At 67.9% G+C, this 21239-nt stretch carries 22 protein-coding genes; 9 read left to right on the forward strand and 13 right to left on the reverse strand.

Annotated features, from left to right (window positions below; genetic code table 11):
* Nucleotides 1–179: 179 nt before the first annotated feature.
* Both ACIG5A_RS20370 and ACIG5A_RS20375 read left to right on the forward strand, forming a co-directional pair.
* The gene (locus ACIG5A_RS20370) at nucleotides 180–836 is read left to right on the forward strand and encodes a DedA family protein (protein WP_397243922.1); all 657 of its coding nucleotides are present in this window, start codon (nucleotides 180–182) and stop codon (nucleotides 834–836) included.
* A 4-nt stretch (nucleotides 837–840) separates the two neighbouring features.
* The gene (locus ACIG5A_RS20375; protein WP_397242161.1) at nucleotides 841–1539 is read left to right on the forward strand and encodes a DedA family protein; all 699 of its coding nucleotides are present in this window, start codon (nucleotides 841–843) and stop codon (nucleotides 1537–1539) included.
* A gap of 9 nt (nucleotides 1540–1548) precedes the next feature.
* Here ACIG5A_RS20375 and ACIG5A_RS20380 read toward each other — a convergent pair whose 3' ends face one another.
* The 3 genes from ACIG5A_RS20380 to ACIG5A_RS20390 all read right to left on the reverse strand — a co-directional run bounded on the left by ACIG5A_RS20380 (nucleotide 1549) and on the right by ACIG5A_RS20390 (nucleotide 3915).
* Nucleotides 1549–2637 (reverse strand): glycoside hydrolase family 76 protein, encoded by a 1089-nt coding sequence (locus tag ACIG5A_RS20380; protein ID WP_397243924.1) that lies wholly within the window; start codon nucleotides 2635–2637, stop codon nucleotides 1549–1551.
* Between the two features lie 239 nt (nucleotides 2638–2876).
* Nucleotides 2877–3557 (reverse strand): TrmH family RNA methyltransferase, encoded by a 681-nt coding sequence (locus ACIG5A_RS20385; protein WP_397242163.1) that lies wholly within the window; start codon nucleotides 3555–3557, stop codon nucleotides 2877–2879.
* A gap of 34 nt (nucleotides 3558–3591) precedes the next feature.
* Complete coding sequence (locus tag ACIG5A_RS20390) at nucleotides 3592–3915, reverse strand: DUF4190 domain-containing protein (RefSeq protein ID WP_397242165.1); 324 nt, start codon at nucleotides 3913–3915, stop codon at nucleotides 3592–3594.
* Nucleotides 3916–4057: 142 nt separating this feature from the next.
* On the opposite strand from ACIG5A_RS20390, the gene ACIG5A_RS20395 reads away from it, so the two are divergent.
* Together ACIG5A_RS20395 and ACIG5A_RS20400 are read left to right on the forward strand one after the other, a co-directional pair.
* A complete protein-coding gene (locus ACIG5A_RS20395; RefSeq protein ID WP_397242167.1) occupies nucleotides 4058–5428 on the forward strand; it encodes a sensor histidine kinase in 1371 nt (456 codons plus the stop codon).
* Nucleotides 5425–6084, forward strand: a complete 660-nt coding sequence (locus ACIG5A_RS20400; protein ID WP_397242169.1) for a LuxR C-terminal-related transcriptional regulator — start codon at nucleotides 5425–5427, stop codon at nucleotides 6082–6084. The genes ACIG5A_RS20395 and ACIG5A_RS20400 overlap by 4 nt, the downstream gene beginning before the upstream one ends.
* Here the strand turns inward: ACIG5A_RS20400 and ACIG5A_RS20405 are convergent.
* A complete protein-coding gene (locus ACIG5A_RS20405; RefSeq protein ID WP_397242171.1) occupies nucleotides 6074–6385 on the reverse strand; it encodes a DUF4190 domain-containing protein in 312 nt (103 codons plus the stop codon). The two genes, ACIG5A_RS20400 and ACIG5A_RS20405, sit on opposite strands and share 11 nt — an antisense overlap.
* A gap of 169 nt (nucleotides 6386–6554) precedes the next feature.
* Between ACIG5A_RS20405 and ACIG5A_RS20410 the strand changes: the two genes are divergently transcribed.
* Nucleotides 6555–7001: a hypothetical protein gene (locus ACIG5A_RS20410; protein ID WP_397242173.1), complete on the forward strand. Its 447-nt coding sequence runs from the start codon at nucleotides 6555–6557 to the stop codon at nucleotides 6999–7001.
* Nucleotides 7002–7050: 49 nt separating this feature from the next.
* Here the strand turns inward: ACIG5A_RS20410 and ACIG5A_RS20415 are convergent, their stop codons facing one another.
* From ACIG5A_RS20415 to ACIG5A_RS20440, 6 genes are all read right to left on the reverse strand, one after another.
* A complete protein-coding gene (locus tag ACIG5A_RS20415; protein WP_397242175.1) occupies nucleotides 7051–7749 on the reverse strand; it encodes a lysoplasmalogenase family protein in 699 nt (232 codons plus the stop codon).
* Between the two features lie 2 nt (nucleotides 7750–7751).
* Complete coding sequence (locus tag ACIG5A_RS20420; protein ID WP_397242177.1) at nucleotides 7752–8810, reverse strand: beta-ketoacyl-ACP synthase 3; 1059 nt, start codon at nucleotides 8808–8810, stop codon at nucleotides 7752–7754.
* A gap of 171 nt (nucleotides 8811–8981) precedes the next feature.
* The gene (gene pyrE, locus ACIG5A_RS20425; protein ID WP_397242179.1) at nucleotides 8982–9530 is read right to left on the reverse strand and encodes an orotate phosphoribosyltransferase; all 549 of its coding nucleotides are present in this window, start codon (nucleotides 9528–9530) and stop codon (nucleotides 8982–8984) included.
* A gap of 8 nt (nucleotides 9531–9538) precedes the next feature.
* On the reverse strand, nucleotides 9539–10345 hold the full coding sequence (locus ACIG5A_RS20430; protein WP_397243926.1) for an SDR family NAD(P)-dependent oxidoreductase: 807 nt from the start codon (nucleotides 10343–10345) through the stop codon (nucleotides 9539–9541).
* A 28-nt stretch (nucleotides 10346–10373) separates the two neighbouring features.
* Nucleotides 10374–11450 (reverse strand): hypothetical protein, encoded by a 1077-nt coding sequence (locus tag ACIG5A_RS20435; protein WP_397242181.1) that lies wholly within the window; start codon nucleotides 11448–11450, stop codon nucleotides 10374–10376.
* A 71-nt stretch (nucleotides 11451–11521) separates the two neighbouring features.
* Nucleotides 11522–12313 carry a DUF5666 domain-containing protein gene (locus ACIG5A_RS20440; protein ID WP_397242183.1) on the reverse strand — a complete coding sequence of 264 codons (792 nt, stop codon included), beginning with the start codon at nucleotides 12311–12313 and terminating at the stop codon, nucleotides 11522–11524.
* A gap of 154 nt (nucleotides 12314–12467) precedes the next feature.
* Between ACIG5A_RS20440 and ACIG5A_RS20445 the strand changes: the two genes are divergently transcribed.
* Entirely contained in the window at nucleotides 12468–12980 is a 513-nt protein-coding gene (locus ACIG5A_RS20445; RefSeq protein ID WP_397242185.1) for a DinB family protein, read from the forward strand.
* Between the two features lie 8 nt (nucleotides 12981–12988).
* Here the strand turns inward: ACIG5A_RS20445 and ACIG5A_RS20450 are convergent, their stop codons facing one another.
* Entirely contained in the window at nucleotides 12989–13804 is an 816-nt protein-coding gene (locus tag ACIG5A_RS20450; protein ID WP_397242187.1) for an alpha/beta fold hydrolase, read from the reverse strand.
* Between the two features lie 209 nt (nucleotides 13805–14013).
* On the reverse strand, nucleotides 14014–16566 hold the full coding sequence (gene clpB, locus ACIG5A_RS20455) for an ATP-dependent chaperone ClpB (protein WP_397242190.1): 2553 nt from the start codon (nucleotides 16564–16566) through the stop codon (nucleotides 14014–14016).
* Nucleotides 16567–16829: 263 nt separating this feature from the next.
* On the opposite strand from clpB, the gene ACIG5A_RS20460 reads away from it, so the two are divergent.
* The 3 genes from ACIG5A_RS20460 (at nucleotide 16830) to ACIG5A_RS20470 (ending at nucleotide 19957) form a co-directional block, all read left to right on the forward strand.
* Nucleotides 16830–17765 (forward strand): NADP-dependent oxidoreductase, encoded by a 936-nt coding sequence (locus tag ACIG5A_RS20460; RefSeq protein ID WP_397242192.1) that lies wholly within the window; start codon nucleotides 16830–16832, stop codon nucleotides 17763–17765.
* A gap of 218 nt (nucleotides 17766–17983) precedes the next feature.
* Nucleotides 17984–19141, forward strand: coding sequence for an FAD-binding oxidoreductase (locus ACIG5A_RS20465; protein ID WP_397242194.1), 1158 nt, complete (start codon nucleotides 17984–17986; stop codon nucleotides 19139–19141).
* Between the two features lie 33 nt (nucleotides 19142–19174).
* The gene (locus tag ACIG5A_RS20470) at nucleotides 19175–19957 is read left to right on the forward strand and encodes an FAD-binding oxidoreductase (protein WP_397242196.1); all 783 of its coding nucleotides are present in this window, start codon (nucleotides 19175–19177) and stop codon (nucleotides 19955–19957) included.
* A 13-nt stretch (nucleotides 19958–19970) separates the two neighbouring features.
* Here ACIG5A_RS20470 and ACIG5A_RS20475 read toward each other — a convergent pair whose 3' ends face one another.
* Nucleotides 19971–21140: an FAD-binding oxidoreductase gene (locus ACIG5A_RS20475; protein WP_397242198.1), complete on the reverse strand. Its 1170-nt coding sequence runs from the start codon at nucleotides 21138–21140 to the stop codon at nucleotides 19971–19973.
* Nucleotides 21141–21239: the final 99 nt, after the last annotated feature.

A 21239-nucleotide genomic window follows, 5' to 3' on the forward strand; every position in this document is an offset into this window, starting at 1 on the left:
CAGGCGCTGCACATCCAACACAGCACCCGGTACTGTGGTCCGGGTAATTCGGGCTGGCGGCTTCCCCGCGGTGGTGAGCGATGCAGACCAGCCGTACCCGGACAGGAGGCCGCGTGATTCTGCTGGCAGCGACCGAATCGGTGGCGAACAACGTCGCGCTCCCGCAGTTGCTGGATCCCATGTACCTGTTGCAGGAGACATGGCTGAAGAACGCGGTGCTGCCTGCGATCCTGGCGATCGTCTTCATCGAGACCGGCCTGCTTTTCCCGATCCTGCCCGGCGACTCACTGCTGTTCACCGGTGGTCTGCTCTCCGCACAGGACAACCCGCCGGTGTCGATCTGGGTGCTGCTGCCGCTGGTCATGCTCACCGCGTTCGCCGGCGATCAGTGCGCCTACTGGATCGGCAGGGCGATCGGGCCCGCGCTGTTCCACAAGGAGGACACCCGCTTCTTCAAGAAGCACTACGTGACGCAGACGCACGAATTCTTCGAGAAGCACGGGCCGAAGACGATCATCCTGGCCAGGTTCGTGCCGATCGTGCGCACCTTCATGCCGGTGCTCGCCGGTGTCTCCAAGATGGATTACCGCAAGTACGTCGCCTTCGACATCGTCGGCGCGGTGCTGTGGGGCGGCGGCGTCACCGTACTCGGCTACTTCCTCGGCAACGTCGAGTTCATCAGGAAGAACGTCGAGGCGATCTTCCTGCTGATCGTGCTGCTTTCGATCCTGCCAGGCATCCTCCACGTCGCGAAGCGGCTGCTCAACCGAGGCGGCGACAAAAGCGTCCCGCAAGAGGCCGGGCTGACCGCCGCGACGAACGAGCAGACCCGCTGAGCCCGTGTCCACGGCGCAGTTGCCCCTAGCGGTGGGCAGTTTCGATCCGCTGATCTCGGCGGGACCGGCGCTGGTGTGGACGGTGGTACTGACCTTCGTCTTCCTGGAGTGCGCGGTCATCCTCGGGCTCTTCCTGCCCGGTGACTCGATGCTCATCACCGCGGGCATCGTGATGGCCTCCAACGCGGCCGGTGAGGCACAGGTGTGGGCGCTCTCGCTCGGCGCGATGGTCGCCGCGATCGTCGGCAACCAGACCGGCTACGTCATCGGCAAGCGCACCGGGCACCGGCTGGTCGCCCGCAAGAACGGCCGCTACATCAACACCCGCAACCTGCAGCGGGTCGCCGAACTGCTGCACAAGCACGGCTTCCTCGCGGTGCTCGTCGCGCGCTGGATTCCGTGGGTGCGCACGCTGTGCCCGACGGTGGCGGGTGCGGCGGGCATGGATCACCGCAAGTTCACCATCGCGAGCACCATCGGCGCGATCATCTGGGCGCCGGTGCTGCTGCTCATCGGCTATTACGCGGGCAGCTTCCTGGAGCGGGTGCCGTGGCTGATGCCCGGTGTCATCGGCACGCTGGTGGTCGGGCTGATCCTCGGCACCATTTTCGGCGTCCGGCACTACCGGCAGGAAATGCGCAAGCCCGCCGAGGAATTCGAGCTGGAGCCGACACCGTCCGGCGCGGCGGACGCCGAAAACTGAACCGGCCGACTACAACCCGGCCGCGCTGACCAGGTAGGCCGCCTCCATCAGCAGCCATCCCGACAGCTGCACCGACATATCGCGCTCCGGCACCTTCGACGAGGTGACCGAACCGCCCGCGGTGAACCGGCCCGCGCCCGCGCTGCCGCCGGGCAGTTGCGCCGGTCTGCTCCAGTCGCTGCCGAACAGCGGCTCGCCCTCGACCTCGAGCCGATTCGCCCATGCGGCGCTTGCCGATTCGCGCACCAGGGTGGCCGCGATGCGCCGGTCGGCGATCTGCGCACGGCCGTCGCCCGGCAGCATCATCGCGACCAGCGCCAGGTAGCGGGCCAGAATGCCGTTGAACAGGCCGCCGTCCCCGCCGCCACCGCCGTGGATGACGCAGTTCGTCGTCATCCTCTCCTCGACCGCGGCGATCAGCCGGTGCACCCGTTCGGTATGCCTCGGCTCGCCGGTGTGCACCGCGAGCTCGGTCTCCAGACCGAGGACAACGCCTTGGCAGTAGGTGAACACCGGTGTCTCGATCTCACCGGACGGCAGGTGGATGCCGTCGAGGATCAGGCCGGATTCCTTGTCGACCAGCGTGGCGTCGAGCCAGTCGGCGATCTCCTGCGCCCTGGTGACGTGCCCGAGCCGGATCATCGCGATGCCGGCGGGCCCGTTCGCCGGTGCGTTGTAGTAATCCGACGCGACCCGCCACGGCAGTCCGCCACCCTTGGCCGGAGCCCACGCGTCGTAGAGCCGGCGCTCCAGCGCGATCAACGCCGCGCGCGCACCGGTGATGTTCTGGGTGCGTTCGGCGCGCTCCAGCGCGATGGCGAGCCAGGCCATGTCGTCGTAGTACCTGTTGGTCCAGCCGGTGATATTGCGGATGCGGTGGGAGCGCGTCAGCGCGGCGAGTCGTTTGCGGCGCGCCGCGGTCGGTGTCCGGTTGGCGGCATCGGTGACGCAGTCGATCAGATGCGCCTGCCACCAGTAATGCCAGGAGGCGAAGCCGCGTTCGCGTTTGGTGGCCGGCCAGCCGACCACGCCCAATTCCGTACCGGGAAAGGCCCACAGCGCCCGCAGGTGCCGGGAGATGATCGCGGATTCGGCCATATCGGCGCGCTCCGACCAGACGGCCGGCGTGGCGCCACCGGTATCGGACTGATCGCCGCAGCGGCGTTTGCCCGGCACGTCGGACCGGCCGGCGCCGGTATTGCTCTGGGCGGCGCCGGAGTTGGTCGGTGGATGCTGGCCGCTCCGCGAGGTCATGCTGTCAATGGTGCCAGTTCCATATGGATTTCCGTGTCCGATTTGTGACTGATTCGAAGCGGAGTTGTGCGTGTGCGCGCGTCTCACCACGCCGTAGCGAGATCGGCGTGCTGGCGGATCCAGGCGTGCATGGCGATCCCCGCGGCGACACCCGCGTTGATGCTGCGGGTGGAACCGAACTGCGCGATCGATACCGTCATCAGCGCGGCGTCCTTCGCGTGCTCGGTGACGCCGGGCCCCTCCTGCCCGAACAGCAGCAGGCAGTCGCGCGGCAGCTCCGCGGTTTCCAGCGGCACCGACCCTGGCACGTTGTCGACCGCGACGACCGTCAGCCCGGCCCGTTCGGCGTAGGCGAGCAGCTCGGCGATATCGGTGTGGTGCTCGATGTGCTGGTAGCGGTCGGTCACCATGGCGCCGCGACGGTTCCACCTGCGCCTGCCGACGATATGCACGGCCGCGGCGGCGAAGGCGTTGGCGGTGCGCACCACGGTGCCGATGTTCGCGTCGTGCCCGAAGTTCTCGATGGCGACGTGGAAGCGATGCCTGCGCAGGTCGATATCGGCGACGATGGCCTCGCGGGTCCAGTACCGGTAGGCGTCGACCACATTGCGGCGGTCGCCGTTCGCGAGCAGCTCGGGGTCGAGGCGCGGATCGTCCGGCGGTGGCACGGCGTGCTCGTCGGCCCACGGCCCGACACCGTGCGGATGCTCGCCCCACTCGGTGGGTCCGGCGAGGTCGTGCTCCGAGGTGTCGGCGTGATTCACCCGGCTGATCCTAATTCCGGCCGGGCGGCCGACATCAGTAGGTGGTGGCGGCGCCTGCGCTGACGAGGATCAGCGGCAGGATCACGAAGACCACGACGGAGACGATGGCGAGCAGCAGCATGACCGAGCCGATGATCCCGCAGATATAGCCCGCCTGGACATTGCCGCGCCCGCCGACGGCGCCGCCCGACGCGTCGATCTCGTCGAGCGCCCGCTTGCCCATCACCCAGGCGAAGGGGCCGAGCACACCGCAGACGACCAGACTCAGGATGCCGAGGATCAGCACGGTGGTGGCCTGTGGGTGATCCGGCGGCGGACCATAGGCTGGATACCCGTACGGCTGTTGTGGATAGTTCATGGTCCCCTCCGCTGCACTCGGCGCGATCCCGCGCTCACAGCTGGATGCTAGAGGCTGGCGGCCGAATGGTGTAGCTGGCTACACCATCAATTCGGCGGACAGCCCGATCGAATACCGCCGCCGCCGCGACAACGATGGAGCCATGACGGATACACAGGCCGAACCCACCCTCGTGCTCGACCCGTCCGCGGGCCGGACCGGCTCGACGGCGAGCAAGGTCGCCCGCGCGATCCTTCGTGCGCCGATCCAGGCTCGGACCTGGAAGGAATTCGCGTATATCCTCACCGTTTTCATCCTCGGCTGCTTCGTGTGGGTCTACGGGTTCGTCGGCTTCGGCGGCGGACTGATGATCTCGTTCACCCTCATCGGCATACCGGTGCTCGCGGGTGTCCTGCTCGGCACGCGGCTGTGGGGCGTCATCTATCGGGCGCTTTGCAAGGACCTGCTCGACACACCGCTGGACGCACCGCCGCCTTTCCGCCCCGAGCCCGGCTTCTTCGGGTTCCTGAAGAGCGCCTTCACCGATCGCACGAGCTGGCGGGCGCTGCTGTTCCTGATCGCGCAGGCGGCGCTCGGCGCAGTGCTCGGCTACTTCGTGCTGATCGTGACGGCCATGGTGGTCTTCCTCGCGATCTCACCGATCCCATGGGTGCTGTTCCACCCGATCAACATCGATGCCCAAGGCAATGAACACCATTCGCTGTTCCAGTTCGGCGACTCCTACGTCGAAACCTGGCCGGGGGTCATCGCGTTCTCGGCGGTTGGCGTGGTCCTCTGCTTCGTGCTGCCGTGGGTGCTTCGCCTCGTCTGCCTGGTGCACCGCCTGCTGACCATGGCGCTGCTGAGCCCGACGACGCGCGACCGCAGGCTGCTCGAACTGCAGGAGAGCAGGCGGGCCGCGGTGGTCGATTCGGCGGCGACGCTGCGGCGGGTCGAGCGCGATCTGCACGACGGCACCCAGGCCAGGCTGGTGACCATCGCGATGTCGCTCGGCCGCGCCGAGGAGCGGCTCGCCGCGGGCGGCGACCCCACCGATCTGATCGCCGACGCGCGCGCCAACTCCAAGGAGGCGCTCACCGAGCTGCGCGAGCTGGTGCGCGGAATCCATCCGCCCGCACTGGAATTGGGTCTCGGACCGGCGCTGGAAACGCTCGCCGCCCGCTGCGCGGTGCCGGTGGAGCTGCGCGTGCATCTGCCCGAGCGCCCGCATCCCGCGGTCGAGGCGATCGCCTACTTCTCCGTCGCCGAACTGCTCACCAACGTGGTCAAGCACGCGAACGCCACCAACGCCTGGGTCTCGGCGCTGCCGCACGACGCGCACACCATCGCGATCACCGTGCGCGACAACGGAATCGGCGGCGTACTCGCACCTATGCCCCCGGCGCTGGGTGTCGGCAGCGGACTCGCCGGACTGGCCGCGCGTGCCCGCTCGGTCGACGGCACACTCACCGTGCAGAGCCCGCCCGGCGGCCCCACCGTTGTCACCATCCTGCTCCCGAAGGCGGCCCGATGACCGAGACATCCAGCCTGCGGATCGTGATCGCCGAGGACAACGCCATCCTGCGCGACGGCCTGGCCGGTCTGCTCGCCGAGCGCGGGCACGAGGTGGTCGCGATGGTCGGCGACGCGACCACCCTGGCCGACGTGGTCGCCGAGCACAATCCCGACGTCGCCGTCGTGGACGTGCGGATGCCGCCGAGCTTCACCGACGAGGGGCTGCTCGCCGCCATCGAGCTGCGCCGCAAGTACCCCATGACGGGTGTGCTCGTGTTCTCGCAGTGGGTCGAAACCCGTTATGCCACCGAACTTCTCGCCGGTGGCGCGGCGGGCGTCGGCTATCTGCTCAAGGACAGGGTCGCCGATGTGCGCGAGTTCGTCGACGCGCTCTACCGGGTCGCCACCGGCGGCACCGCGCTCGATCCCGAGGTGGTGAGCCAGTTGATGGGCGCGTCGCGGCAACAGGATTCGCTGGCCAGGCTCACACCGCGGGAACGTGAAGTGCTTGAACTGATGGCACAGGGGTTGTCCAACAACGCCATCGCGGAGGCACTCACCGTCACCGAGCGCGCGGTGGAAAAGCACATCGGCAATATCTTCACGAAACTCGATCTACCGCCGTCGGATACGCATCATCGGCGGGTGCTCGCGGTGCTGCGGCTCAAAGGCTGAACACCGCGGCGCCGAGGCCGAATGCTTCGGCGGTGTCGCCACCGCCGCCGCTGACGGCCGCCACCACACCGGCGACGACGGCAAGGACCAGCGCGACGGTGCCGATGATGCCGCAGATGTAGCCGACCTTGACGTTGCTGCGACCGCCGAGGCGACCGCCCGAGGCGTCGATCTCGCGCAGCGCGCCGCGGCCCATGATCCATGCGACGGGGCCGAGGAGCTGGCACAGCACCAGGCCGAGGATGCCGAGCACCATGATCGTGGTGGCCTTCGGATGGTTTTCCGGATATGCATTACTCACGCGGCAAACAGTAAAACGGTAATCGGTATACCCCGTCACCGAGCGCGTCACCGTGAAATCAGTTTCGGATAAATAAGAATTCCGATTGATATTCGAAATGCCGATGAGACCCTGGTGGCAGGGCGCCGGAACTATCCTGGAGATCTGATCGGCCGGGGCGGAGGCTCGGATGGACCACGCGCGCATTCTCCGCACGGTGCTCGGCGTCACCGCCGGGTACCTGGTGATCCTCGGGCTGTGGCTGGGCTGGCTGGTCCAGCACACGCCACCGGGGACGCTGCCGTATCAGATCGTGGCGCTGGTCGGCCTGTTCGGGTCGGGCGTCGGGATCGGCATGCTGCTCGCGGTGCGCCCGTCACGCGCGGATCGCAGGCTGTGGCGGCGGGGCATCGAGGGGTGGGCCACCATCGAGGCCGCGCACCCGATCGAGCGCACCGATCATCACAGCACGCTGACCGAATTCGATCTCGAGCTCACCATTCCCGGCTCCGCCACCTACCACGGCTCCATCGTCTTCGACGTCATGCCGGTCGACGAATCCCGGCTTGCCGTAGGCGAAACCGTGTCCATCAGGGTCGACCCACAGAACCGCGACCGCATCATCCTCGTACTGTGAACTGCCACAAGGGAATTCGCTGGCCCGTCCCGTGCGGTGCCGCGATTCGCTATGCGCGAGGCCGCTCGTGCGCCTTCGGGTCGGCCAGCAGATACTGCGCGGCGGCGTAGGTGGCCAGGATGACGCCCTCGCCGACCCGGCGTGCGCGCTCGCCGCGCGCGAAGATGCGGCGCAGCACGATCAGGCCGTCGGACAGGGTGAACAGCTGTGCGCCGATACCGAGCCGACTGCGCGGATCGGCACCGGGAACATTCACGCCCGCAACGGTTTTCGCCTCGGGCGCGAGGCGGGGATCGGAGGCGAGGGTGGCCGCGGTACCGAGCGCCGCGCCGTAGGCGGCCAGCGGAGCCGCGACGGTGCGCGCCTTGGCGCTCATCAGCGTCGCCGCACCGGCCCAGGCGCCGAGCCTCGGCAGCGCGACATCGACGCGCGGGCGCGCGCCGTGGCGCCACCACAGCGTCGCGTATCCGGCCTGCATCACCGCGAAAGCCGAAGCGCCCGCGATCAATCGGCGATCGTTGTCCGGCTCGATGAGCAGGACGTCACCGAGGGTGGCCGCGCCGAGCGAGCCGAGCAGGACGGTCCGGTCGGCCGGTGCCATGTCCTTACCCGCGGTGGCCACGTCCGCCGCGAGCAGCGGCATCATCAGCGGCTTGGCGATCAACTGCAGCTTCTCGCGGCCGGTCAGCGCACCGTAGACGGTGACCGCCGCGGCGGCGAGGAAACCGGCCCGGAACGGGCGCGACATTATTAGAAGCTCGGCTCGGCCGGAGCGGGTGGCAGCACGGCGACCTGCCCCGCATAGCTCAGCCCGGCGCCGAAGCCGAGCAGCAGCGCGAGCTGACCGCCCTTGGCCTTGCCGGTCACCAGCATCTCCTCCATGGCGAGCGGAATCGAGGCCGCCGACGTATTGCCGGTGTTCTCGATATCGTTGGCCATCGGGATATCGTCGGCCAGGCCGAGGTTCTTCTTCATCAGCTCGTTGATCCTGGCGTTCGCCTGATGCGGCACGAACACCTCGATGTCCTCCTTGGCCACCCCGGACACCTCTAGCGCGGTGGACAGCGCGCGCGGCAAAGTGACGGCGGCCCAGCGGAATACCCGCGGCCCCTCCATCCGCAGCGACATCCGGCCGATCTTCTCGACCTCGGGGTCGACGCCCTGCATGGCCTGGGCACGCTGCATGTATTCGAGGAAGTCGATGTCCTGGGCGATGGCGCCCGCGTTCTCGCCGTCGCTGCCCCAGACCGTCGGGGAGATGCCGTTCTCCTCGCTCGGGCCGACCACCACGGCGCCCGCGCCGTCACCGAAGATCATCGCGGTGCCGCGGTCGGTGGGATCGAGGCCGACGGTCATCGTCTCGGCCCCGATCACCAGCACGTAATCGACCGAACCCGCCCTGATCAGGTCCGCGGCCACCCCGAGCCCGTAGCCGAAGCCACCACAGCCCGAGGTCAGGTCGAAGGCGACAATGCCGTTCATCCCTAGGTCGGCCGCGACGCTCGGGGCGCCGTGCGGGGTCAGCTTCAGCCAGCTCGAGGTGCACAGGATCAGCGCGCCGATCTTGGACCGGTCGATGCCGGAGTTGTTCAGCGCCCGCTCGCCCGCCCGCGCGGAGATGTACTGCAGCGTCTCGTCGCCGCTGATCCAGCGGCGATTGCGGACACCGGTGCGCTCGAAGATCCACTCGGGCGTCGAGTCGAGTACCTCGCACACCTCGGCATTGCTGACCAGGCGCTGGGGTCGATAGGCACCGATGCTGAGCATCGCAACGTTCGCACGACTCTTGTTAACTGCAAGGCTCACCACGGTGTGACTCACACGACCCTTCACGGACGGACAACTAGACCAACGTCCAGGCTAACCCAGCGATACACCGGACCAGCCTGCTGGCAGCGGGTTGCGCGACCACGCATGGTCCGCGAGCGCCACCGATACAGCACAGCGATGTGAGTATCGGTTCGCGGACGTCCGGCGTAACTAACTCAGCGCGAGATCCTTCAAACCGAGGATCGACCGGTACTCCAGCCCCTCGGCGGCGATCACCTGGTCGGCGCCGGTCTCCCGGTCGACGACGGTGGCGACGCCGACCACGGTCGCGCCTGCCTCACGCAGCGCGCGCACCGCGGTGAGCGGTGAGTTGCCGGTGGTCGTGGTGTCCTCGACGACGAGCACCCGCTTGCCGACGATGTCGGGTCCCTCGATCTGGCGCTGCATACCGTGCGTCTTGGCGGCTTTGCGCACCACGAACGCGTCGATGGGGCGGCCCGGCGCGTGCATGACGGCCAGTGCGACCGGATCCGCACCCATGGTCAGCCCGCCGACGGCGTCGAAATCCCAGTCGGCGGCCAGCTCGCGCAGGAGCTTGCCGATCAGCGGCGCGGCGCCGTGGTGCAGGGTGGCCCGGCGCAGGTCGACGTAGTAGTCGGCCTCCTTGCCCGAGGACAGCGTCACCTTGCCGTGCACGACGGCGAGCTCGCGCACGAGCGCCGCCAATCGGTCGCGATCGTTGCTTGCCTGATCGATCATGTCTGTTATCAAGTCCTTCCGCGTGCGTTGAACAGACCGCGATTCATTCGGGCCGCCAGGGTTCGCGGGAGTATTCCGGCGACGGCGGTGATCGCTTTGTACTGCACGCCGGGCACGCTGAGCACCCGGCCCTTCTCCAGATCACGCAGGGAGTCCGCGACAACTCGGTCGACAGACAGCCACAGCGCTTCCGGTAGCGAGGACATCTCGATACCGGCTCGCTCATGAAATTCGGTACGCACGAACCCGGGGCACAGCGCCTGTACACGGACGCCGGTGCCGGCGAGCCCGCCCGCCAACCCTTCCGTGAAGGATACGACGTAGGCCTTCGAGGCCGAATACGTCGATCCCCGTCCCGGCACCAGACCGGCGACGCTGGCCACATTGACCACCGATCCCTTGGCCGCGGCGATCATCGGCGGCAGCGCCGCCCTGGTGAGCTGCAGCACCGCGGTGACGTTGACGTCGAGCTGCGCCTGCAGCCGCTCCGGCGGCAGCGTCCAGAACTCGCCGGACACCGTGAATCCCGCGTTGTTGACCAGGAATTCGACGCCGTCGGCCACCCTGGCCACCGCCCGATCCCGGCCGGCCGCGGTGGCCAGATCGGCGGGCAGCACCTCGGAGCGGGTGCCGAAGCGGTGCTCGAGATCGACGGCGAGCGCGGCGAGCCGTTCCTCGTCGCGGGCGACCAGAACCAGGTCGTAGCCGAGTGCGGCGAGGCGTGCGGCGTAGCCACAGCCGATCCCCGAGGTCGGGCCGGTGATCATGGCGACAGGACGGACGGCGCCGGGCAGGCGCGCGGAACGTCCGGTCATCACCGCGGCACGGAACGAGCGCGGCGGATCACTGCGGAACAGGTCCCTGGTACGGGCGGAAACCCGGGTGGAACGGCCCGCCGGGCGGGTCCTGTGCGTCGTCGCCGCGCGGTGCGGGGCGGCGGTCGCGCGGATCGTCGGCCCATTCGTCGTCGGCGGGCGGCCAATCGGCGCCGGTGCGGTCGTCGGTGGTCCGCGCCCGATCATCGTCGGTCCTGGCGCGATCGCCGGTCGCCCTGGCGCGCGCGTCCGGGACAACGGCGAGCGACGGACGCCGCGGCGCCTCGCTCGGCGCGTCCGGCGGATAGGGCTCGTCGTCGTAGGGGTCGTCGTCGTAGGACTTGTCGTAGCCGCCCTTGCGCAGATCGGGCCCGGCCGGATCGTCGTAATCCGAATCGTCGTCCGCGCCATACTCATCCGGCTCGCCGCCGCGCGACGTGGTGCGCGGATGCGGGCGGCCGGGATCGTGCGCCGAATCGACGCCGCGCCCCGGCTCCGCCACCGGCGGCAGCACGTGCAGCAGACCGGACAGCCGCAGCACCGCGTCGATCGCGGTCTCCCATTCGCGCGACGAGGTGCCGACGGCCAGCATGCCGAGCGTCCAATTGCCTTCGCTCCACAGCATCTGCACCGTATCGGGCAGCGTCTCGATGAAGGCGACCATCCGCTGATCCACGGCGTGCCTGGCGATCTCGGGATTGGTCGCGAAGACCACCCGGTCACCGATCGCGCCGAGCAGTTCCAGATCGGCGTCCTTGGGCGGCGACGCGGTCTTGAGCCGCATGTCGATATCGATGTCGGAGCCGATCTGGCGGCGCACCGCGACCAGCGTCGCGGAATCCTCCAGATCGAACAGCACGAACTTCTCGCCCTTGCGCACACCGGACACCACATCGACGGCCGATAGATAGCCGAGCTTGGCCAGCGCGCCACGCCGCCAGGTCGACGGCAGTGCCGGTTCGACCGAAACATAGGTATAGCCCTGGGATTTCGCCCAGCTCTGGCGCGCATGACCGGTCCGCTGCCGCTGGATCCGATCGAAATAGAGCAGCACGATCGCACCAACCAGCGCGATCGCCGCCAACCCGAACCACATAGCCGTCATCGCCGTCTACCCTAATCGACGCAGTCGGACGAAGTCCGTCGACAGACCGCGCATGAACCCAGCGCGGCGGCTCATCTTCCGCCGCCTGGCAGCGAGGTGCTGATGATGACCTTCGCGAGCACCGAACCGTCGGGCGACTTGTCGCCCTGGACCAGCACCACATCGCCGACGGGCAGATCGGCCACCTTGCTCCCGGCCAGCGACACCACCTGGGTGCGCTCGTCGGTCCGCACGGTCACCGCTGTCCCGCCGACGAGGCTGTTCAGCGTCAGTGTGCCGTTGTTGTTGGCGGTGATCGTGCCCATGGTCGCGCCGAGATCGATGTCGCCGAGGCCGGGGATGCTCGGATTCACCGAGGGCGTCGGCTGACCGGAACGCGGCGTCGCCGGTGCCGGGAACCTGGCCGTCGTGGTCGGCGCCGAGGCGGCGGTATCGGTCGAATCGTTCTTGCCCAGCAGCACACCCGCGATCAGGCCTGCCACCGCGACGAGCACGATGACGCCGATCGCGAGCAGCACCCACAGCCCGGTATTGCGTTTGGGCGGCGGCGCTTGCCCCGGCGGCACCGGACCACCCGGTGGCACCGGGCCGCCGGGCTGGTCACCGTAGGAGGTCCACGGCGTCTCGTAGGACTGGCTCTCACCGGTCGGATACGCGCGGGTCGCGTTGGGCGGCGGCGGGGACCACGGCTCGAACTGTTCGGTGGCCGGATACGCGCTCGGCGCGCCAGGGGCATGCCCGTACGCCTCGGTGGGGTCCGAGGTGTGCATGGGCGGCTCGAACCCGGACTTGCCCGGCGCGCCCAGGTGCTCGGTCGGCGCGTCTTCCGGCCGCTGCCCCCAGGGATCGTTCGGGTTGGTCATGCGTTCCAGGGTAGGCTCTGTCGCTTTTGCCGTGCCTGCGGCGCGGCGTGTCCATGGCACAGCGGATCGGCCGGACCGCGCCGCACTGTGGGCATGGGCGGCACCGAAACCCCGTGCCGCGCCAGGTGTCACGACACAGAGCTAGCGTCTCCCCATGGGATTCAAGTCGCCGCTCGAGCAGCCGGACGTGCCGCACATCGCCTCCGAGCGGGAGGCCTTGGCCGCCTGGCTCGACAGCCACCGGGCCGAGCTGCTCACGAAGCTGGACGGTCTGGACGACGAGCAGGCGGGCCGCCGCGTGCTGCCCTCGCTCACTACGCTGCACGGCTTGGTCCGGCATCTGACGAAGGTGGAGCACGTCTGGTTCGTCACCGTCATCGCCGCGCTCGGCGAACCCGCGCCCTTCGGCTTTCCCGAGGTGCGCGACGGTGACTTCCGCCTCGACGACGGCGCGAGCCTGGCGGCCGATGTCGGGCGCTATCTCGCCGCCTGCGAGCGCAGTCGCGAGATCTTCGCGCTGGTATCGCTCGACGACGTCCGCACGCACCGCAGGTTCGGCGATATCGACGTGCGCTGGGTGATGCTCCACATGATCAGGGAGTACGCCCAGCACAACGGGCATGCCGACATCGTGCGCGAACTGATCGACGGCAGCACCAACGGCTGACGCGGCGATCAGACCGCGGCCGTGAGGAATTCGGTGACGTCAGGAGCCAGGCGCGGATGTTTCGTCGCACCGGCGTGGCCGGTCTTCGGGTAGACGATCAACCGGCCGTTCGGGACGCCGTCGGCGGTGTGGCGCAGGTTCGTCACCGGGTAGGCGGCATCTTGGTCGCCGCCGATGACGAGCGTCGGCGCGGTGACGTCGGCGAGGCGGCCGGTCAGATCGAAACCGTCCTCCGCGCGGATGAACGCCAGGGTGGTCGCTGGATCCTTCGGACGGGCCAGCGGGTCGATCAACCACACCGCGGCCGCTGTGAGGCGGGCCAGGACAGGCGACTTCACGACGACCGCCGCGGCATGGTGCAGGCCACGTCGCCCCGCCGCGGCCGCCTCCCCATAGGCCAGCTGCGCCTTGCGCACGTTCGGTTCCAAGCGGTATCCGGACGAGATGACGACCAGCTTGCGCACCACCTCCGGGTGGTCCGCGGCCAGCTGCAGCGCCACCGAACCGCCGGAGGAGACACCGGCCACATCGACCGGCTCGCCGAATTCCGCGTTGAGCGCATCGGCGTGCTGCGCCGCGATATCGGCCATCGTCGTGCCCGCGGGCATGCCTGGCGCCCGATTCACCGCGTACACCCGGAAGTGTTCGGCGAGCGGCGCGAGCATCTTGATCTCGGCCTTGCGCATCCACCCCGTCGGGTTGGCGTGGTCCGGGGTGAACCAGCGCAGGAACACCAGCGGCCTGCCGGAGCCCAGCGCCAGATAGGGCAGGTTGTGCTTCAAGGCGCCTTCGACGACGTTCAGTTCGCCCACGGTTTTCGCCATATCATCCTCCGGATCGCTGCCTGACCATTCAGGAAGACCGTCCGGCTCGATCGCCCCGCACCGGCCCCCAACTCCACTGTGGTCCAGCACGGTCCAGCGCGCCAAGAGCCAATACTGCTCAGTGACAGCAGCACTGGTTATCGCAGGTGCTGACAGCACCGTGCGCGCCGCGCGAGGTCGTTCACCTCACACGACGCGCACGGTGTGCTTCAGCTGCCGACGATCAGGCCGTCGCCGTTCTCGGTGAGGTTCACCTTCACGGTGTCACCGTCCCTGACCTCGCCTGCCAGCAGTTCCTTGGCGAGGGTGTCGCCGATGGACTGCTGGATCAGCCTGCGCAACGGGCGGGCGCCGTAGACCGGGTCGTAGCCGAAGACCGCTAGCCAGCTCTTGGCCGGATCGCTGACGTCCAGTTTCAGCCTGCGCTGCGACAGCCGCTTCTGCAGCTGGTCGAGCTGGATGTCGACAATGGATACCAGCTGCTCCTCATCGAGCGGATGGAACATGACCGTATCGTCGAGCCGGTTGAGGAACTCCGGTTTGAATGCGGCGCGCACCGCGTTCATCACGAACTCCTCGTCACCGCCCGCGCCGAGATTCGAGGTGAGGATGAGGATGGTGTTCCGGAAATCCACGGTGCGTCCCTGACCGTCGGTCAAGCGCCCCTCGTCGAGCACCGCGAGCAGGATGTCGAAGACATCGGGATGTGCCTTCTCCACCTCGTCGAACAGCACCACCGTGTATGGCCTGCGCCGCACCGCTTCGGTGAGCTGACCGCCCTGGTCGTAGCCAACGTAGCCGGGCGGCGCGCCGACGAGGCGGGCCACCGCGTGCTTCTCGCTGTACTCGCTCATGTCGATCCGGACCATGGCGCGCTCATCGTCGAACAGGAAGTCCGCCAACGCCTTTGCCAGCTCCGTTTTACCGACGCCGGTCGGACCGACGAACAGGAAAGAGCCGGTGGGGCGGTTCGGATCGGCGACACCGGCCCTGGCGCGGCGCACCGCGTCGGATACCGACTGCACGGCCTTTGCCTGTCCGACAACGCGTTTGCCGAGTTCTTCCTCCATGCGGAGCAGCTTCTGCGTCTCGCCCTCCAGCAGGCGGCCGACCGGGATACCTGTCCATGACGCCACCACCTCGGCAATATCGTCCGGGCCGACTTCGTTCTTGAGCATCACCTCGCCATCGCCCGGCGCATCCAATGCCTGCTCGGCCTCGGTCACCTGCTGTTCGAGGTCCTCGGCTTGGACGCGCAGCTCGTAGACCCGCTTCCATTCACGGTCACGCTCAGCCTGTTCCATTTCGCTGTACTTCGATTCCAGCTGTTTCTTGAGTTCGGGGACCCGGTTGATGGCATTCCGCTCACCCTCCCAGCGGACCGTCAACTCGTTCAGCTTCTCGCGGCCGTCGGCAAGTTCCTTGCGCAGCTTCTCCAGGCGCTGCTTGGATGCCTCATCGGTCTCCCGGCTCAGTGCGACGGCTTCGATCTCCAGCCGCCGCACCGCACGCTCGACCTCATCGATTTCGACTGGGCGCGAGTCGATTTCCATCTTCAGCCGCGACGCCGACTCATCGACCAGGTCGATCGCCTTGTCCGGCAGGAATCGAGAGGTGATGTAGCGGTCGCTCAAGGTAGCCGCGGCGACGAGTGCAGAGTCGGTAATGCGGACCCCGTGGTATCGCTCGTAAGTCTCGCTGACACCGCGCAGGATCCCGATGGTGTCCTCGACCGACGGCTCCCCGACCAGCACCTGCTGGAAGCGCCGCTCCAGCGCGGCATCCTTCTCTATGTGCTTGCGGTATTCCTCGAGCGTGGTCGCACCGACCATGCGCAGCTCACCGCGGGCCAGCATCGGCTTGATCATGTTGCCGGCGTCCATCGCTGATTCACCGGTAGCCCCGGCGCCGACGATAGTGTGCAGCTCATCGATGAAGGTAATGACTTGGCCGTCACTCTTCTTGATATCCGCGAGTACCGCCTTGAGCCGCTCCTCGAACTCGCCGCGGTACTTCGCACCGGCCACCATCGCCCCGAGGTCCAGCGACACAACGGACTTGCCACGCAACGACTCTGGGACATCACCTGCGACGATGCGCCTGGCCAGCCCCTCGACGATCGCGGTCTTACCGACGCCGGGTTCACCGATCAGTACCGGATTGTTCTTGGTGCGCCTGCTCAAAACCTGTATCACGCGCCGGATCTCGGCATCACGACCGATGACCGGGTCGAGTTTGCCCTGCTTGGCCAGCTCGGTGAGGTTGGTCGAGTACTTCTCCAGCGCCTGAAAGGTGCCCTCGGGATCGGGTGTGGTCACCCGCGCATTGCCGCGCACGGTCGACAGTGCCTCGCGCAGCTTGTCCGCGCTCGCGCCGTACTTCAGCAGCAGCTGCGAAACATCGGAATCACCGCGAGCCAGCCCGAGCAGGAGTATCTCGGCGGAGACATACTCGTCCCCGAGCTCGGTGGCCAACTGTTGCGCCGCCTTCATGGCGGCGAGCACCTCGTTCCCGAATTGGGGAGGCGTGGTGGCACCCGTCGCGCGCGGCAGCCGGTCGACGATCTCCTGTGCCTCGCGCCGCACGGCCGCCGAATCCGTGGCGACGGCCGTCAGCAGGCGGGCGGCGACGCCGTCGTTTTGATCCAGCAACGCCACCAACAAGTGCGCCGGGCGAATCTGCGGGTTGCCCGCCGCTGCCGCCGTCTGCTGCGCGGCCTGCAGGGCCTCCCCCGTCTTGGTGGTGGGATTGAACGAGTCCACAAGTCACCTTCCTACTGGTCGATTTTCGCGGCCCGCCGGGGTTCTTCGGCGCCGCGTCCATTCGTTCAACGTCGGAAAGGTTGAGTCTGTTCCGCTCAAGTTTGAGTTTCTGTCCATGACTCGGTCGAAACGCTACGCCGCGACACCACCGAATGGGACGAATCATCCCGTCTGCGGTGGTAGCACGCCTACGATGACCCTGGCCATTGGTTGATGCATCAGCGATTGCTTGCAGATCGGTCGAAACTACAAGGAGCGAATGGATGCGCGCGATCGTCGTACGGAAGTTCGGGGCGGCACCGGAGCTGGCCGACATGCCGATGCCGGAGCCTGGCCCCGGCCAGGTCCGGGTGCAGGTCGAGGCCGCAGGCGTCAACCCGTTCGACCGGAAGATGGCCGACGGCATCCTGGACGGCAAGCTGCCGCACGAGTTTCCGATGATCCTCGGGGTGGACGGCGCGGGCACCATCGCCTCGGTCGGGCCCGGCGTCACCGTGTTCGCGGTCGGCGATCGCGTCGTCGGCAAGTTCCTCTACCCGCCGGTCGGCCACGGCAGCTTCGCCGAGTTCACCCTCTCCCCGGAGTCCGGCACGCTGGTGCCCATCCCGGAGGCGGTATCGACCGTCGCCGCCGCCGCGCTGCCGACCGCGGGCGTCACCGCGCAGGACATCGTCGACGCGAGCAAGATCGAGCCGGGCCAGACGGTGCTCATCATCGGCGCGACCGGCGGCGTCGGCTCGTTCCTCGTGCAGCTGGCCAATATCGCGGGCGCGCAGGTCATCGCGACCGCGCGCGGTGCGGCCGCCGACCAGGTGACCAGGCTCGGCGCGGCCGAGACCGTCGACTACACCGCGGGCCCGGTCGCCGACCAGGTGCGCGCCGCGTACCCCGCCGGCGTCGACGTGCTGTTCGATCTGGTCAGCCCGCCCGAGACGCTGGCCGAGCTGACCGCGCTCGTCCGCGACGGCGGCACCGTCTACTCGACCATCTGGTCCGCCGACGAGGACGCGCTGCGCGAGCGCGGTCTCCATGGCGGGAATATCGAATCCAAGGGCAAGGCGCCGGAACTCGCACGGCTGCTGGCCCGGGTCGCCGAGGGCGATGTGGTGGTGCCGGTCGACCGGACCGTGCCGCTGGCCGAGGCCGCCTCCGTGATCGGCGCGACCGGCGCGCGCGGGAAGACGGTGCTGGCCATCTGAAGTCCCGAGATGGTCGGCCGCCCAACCGAATTCGAGCCGTTTCAGATTCCCGTCAGGGGCCGTGCGAGCGCGGTTTGCCCACGGGTTACCGTTGGCCGGGTCGGACCCGACTCATACCGACACCATTACGCCATTTTCAGGGATACTTGACCCCGGAGGACCGCCGGTTACGGACAGGTCGCCGGGTGAGCATTTTGAGGGAAAGGAAGCTCCACGTCGTGGATGCGCGTTCAGCAGCGCTGGTCCGCGCCAACTTCCGTTCGGTGATCGAGTCACCGAACGGACCCGAGCGGTTGATCAGCGCGTTCTACGGTCACCTGTTCGCCGAGAACCCTCGGCTGCGGGAACTGTTCCCGCCGGCTATGGACATGCAACCCAAACGACTGGCGACCGCCATTCAGTATGTCCTCGACCATCTCGAGGATTGGGGCAGGGCACAGAAGTTTCTCGAGCAGCTGGCTCGCGACCATCGCAAGTACGGGGTCGAGGCCGCGCACTACGACGTGGCCGGGCGGGCGCTGCACGCCGCGTTCCGCGCCTACAACGGCAGCGGCTGGACCCGGGCGCTGGACGAGGGATGGCGCGACATCACCATCCTGATCTCCGCGTCCATGGCCATCGGCGCGAATTCCGACCGGTCGCAACCGTTTTGGGAGGCGACCGTGGTCGGGCACCGGCGGGTGCTCGAGGATCTGGCCATCGTGCGGCTGCAATCGGACACCCCGATCCCGTATCAGGCCGGTCAGTACGTGCCGATCACCGTGCCGCAGCGGCCGAAGATGTGGCGCTACCTATCGCCCGCCATCCCGGCAAATCCGTACGGCGAGATCGAATTCCATGTGCGCAAGATCCGCGGCGGCTGGGTCAGCCCGGCCATCGTCAACGAGGCGCGGGTCGGCGACCGGTGGCAGATCGCGGGCCCGCTCGGCGGCCTGCACATCGATCGGGACACCGGCCGCGATGTGCTGCTGATCGGCGCGGGCACCGGCATCGCACCGCTGCGCGCCCAGCTGATCGAGATGGGGCAGCGCGGTATCAACCCGAGGGTGCACTTCTTCATCGGCGGCCGCTACCCGTGCGATCTGTACGACGTGGAGAACATGTGGCAGCTCTCGCAGAGCAATCCGTGGCTCACCGTCGTCCCGGTCTGCGAGCAGAAGACCAACCCGTGGTGGTATCCACATCCGCCGCAGGATGCGCCGTACGGCATGCATCGGCGGCTGATCGGTAATCTGGGCGCGGTGGTCGCGAGCTTCGGCGCATGGGCGGACCGGCAGATCCAGATCGCCGGCTCGGCGCGGATGATCGCGGACACCCGCCGCGCACTGATCGCGGTGGGCACACCGGAGCAGAACATCAGCTCCGATCCCGTGTAGACGGGGTGGACGTAGGCAAGAAGCAGTGAGGGTATGACTATCGATCCGAGTGCGCTCGGCAATGGCGGCCACCAGGCGCCGGTGTGGACCTCGACCGTGGTCGGGCACCACCGATTGCGCCACGATCTCGCGGTGATCCGCCTGATCGGTGAATTCGTGCCGTTCACCGCGGGACAGTCCGTCGAGGTGCAGGTGCCGCAGCAGCCAGGTATGCGACGCAGGCTCTCCCCCGCGCTGCCGCCGTCGCTGGACGGCAAGCTGGAATTCCACGTGCGCACCGTGCCGGGCGGCTGGTGCAGCGGTTCGATCGTCGCCGACACCAGAACCGGCGACGAGTGGCGAATCGGCGCTCCCCGAGGCAGTTTCGCGATCGAACCGAGCGGCCCCGAGGTGGTGATGATCGCGGGCGGCACCGGCCTGGCGCCGATGCGCGCGCAGATCCTGGATCTGGCTCGCAAGCCGGAGCAGCCGCGCACCTACCTGTTCGTCGGCGGCCGGTCGCCGCGCGACCTGTACGCCGCGGACATGCTGACCCTGCTCGCCGACGAATTGCCATGGCTCACCGTGGTTCCGGTGGTGGACAGCACGTCGGATCCGAACTGGGCCGACGAATGGTACGAGCATTCCCGGGTCGATATCGGCTTCGCCGAGGACGATCTGCTGCACGGCAACCTCGCCGACGTGGTCTCCTCGCACGGCGCCTTCGACAGTCACCAGGTGCTGGTGTGCGGCTCGCCCGCAATGGTGGGCGCGACGGTCGACCGGCTCGTCGAATCGGGCACGCCGCTGCGCAACATTCAGTACGAAGGCGCCTGAGTCCGCGGGATCGTCAGAACAGCGGATCGTGCCGGATGTTCTTGGTCTGCGTGCCCGCCGCCATCAGCCGGAACTTGGTGGTCTGCACCATGGATGGCGCGCCGACGATCTGCACATCGCGATCCGACCACGGGCCGAAGCCGGCGACCACCTTGCCGATCTGACCGGTGACCCGCTGTTCCAAGCCGGGTAGCGCCGCGCCCGGCTCGCCGGATCCCGGGTACCACCACGGGTTTTCGTCGGTCTCGGTCACCGGTGTCACGGTCAGCCACTTGTTGGAGACGGCCAGCCTGCTCAGCGTCTCCAGATCGTAGAGGTCGCAGGGATGATGCCCGCCGACGAACAGGTGGGTGCGCGGATTCGTGCGCCGCTGCGCCATCGCCATCAGTTGGGCGCGTAGCGGCGCGATGCCGGTGCCGCAACCGATCATCAGCATCTTGCGCTTGGTGTTGCGCGGGATGCCCAGCCCGCCGAGCGGCGAGCTCAGCTGCCACTGTTCGCCCACCGCCGTCCTGGCGATGATGGCCGGGCTGACCCAGCCGCCGAGCACGCCGCGGACGTGGAATTCGATCTCCCCGTTGGCATTCGCGGGTACGGCGGGCGAGAGGTAGCGCCACATCCGCGGCCGGGCCGGCACCTGCACGCTCAGGTATTGCCCTGCCGCATAGCGCATCGGCTGATCCAGCTGCAACCGGATGACCGCGAGATTGCGGAGTACGTCACGGCGTTCGACCACGGTGCCGTGCCACACCGCGGGCGTCATCTCCTTCTCCGCCGCGCCGATCATGGTGTCGCCGATGATGGTCAGGCCCTCGTCCCAGGCCCGGTCGACCTCGTCGGTCCACATCTCGGTTCCGGCGAACACCTTGACCGCCGATTTCAGAGAAGTAGCCACGGCGACGTAATGGGCGGGCTGGACACCGTATTTGCGGTGGTCGCGCCCGAGCTGGGCAAGGAACGGCAACAGCTTGTCCGGCTCCTCCAGCCGGTCCAGGGTATAGACGATGGCCTTGACGAGACGGTCGCGCTGCGCATCCATGGATGCCGGAAAGAAATCGCGGACCTGCGGATAGTCGGTGAACAAGATCGCATAAAACGATCTGGCTAACTTTTCCGGTCCCCCTTCTTCCGCAGCAACCGCCTTGAACGTGGTTCTGATCAAAGCGACAGTCCGCGAATCCATTTGTGTCACAACCCCATTTCGCACTCGAACACAAACCGTGCCGGCGAGTGAGGTGCTGCGGGACACTCGTCAGCAGCCGTTGCCAAGGAGTGTAAGCGA

The organism is Nocardia sp. NPDC052566 (genome assembly GCF_044547285.1).
GTDB lineage: Bacteria > Actinomycetota > Actinomycetes > Mycobacteriales > Mycobacteriaceae > Nocardia.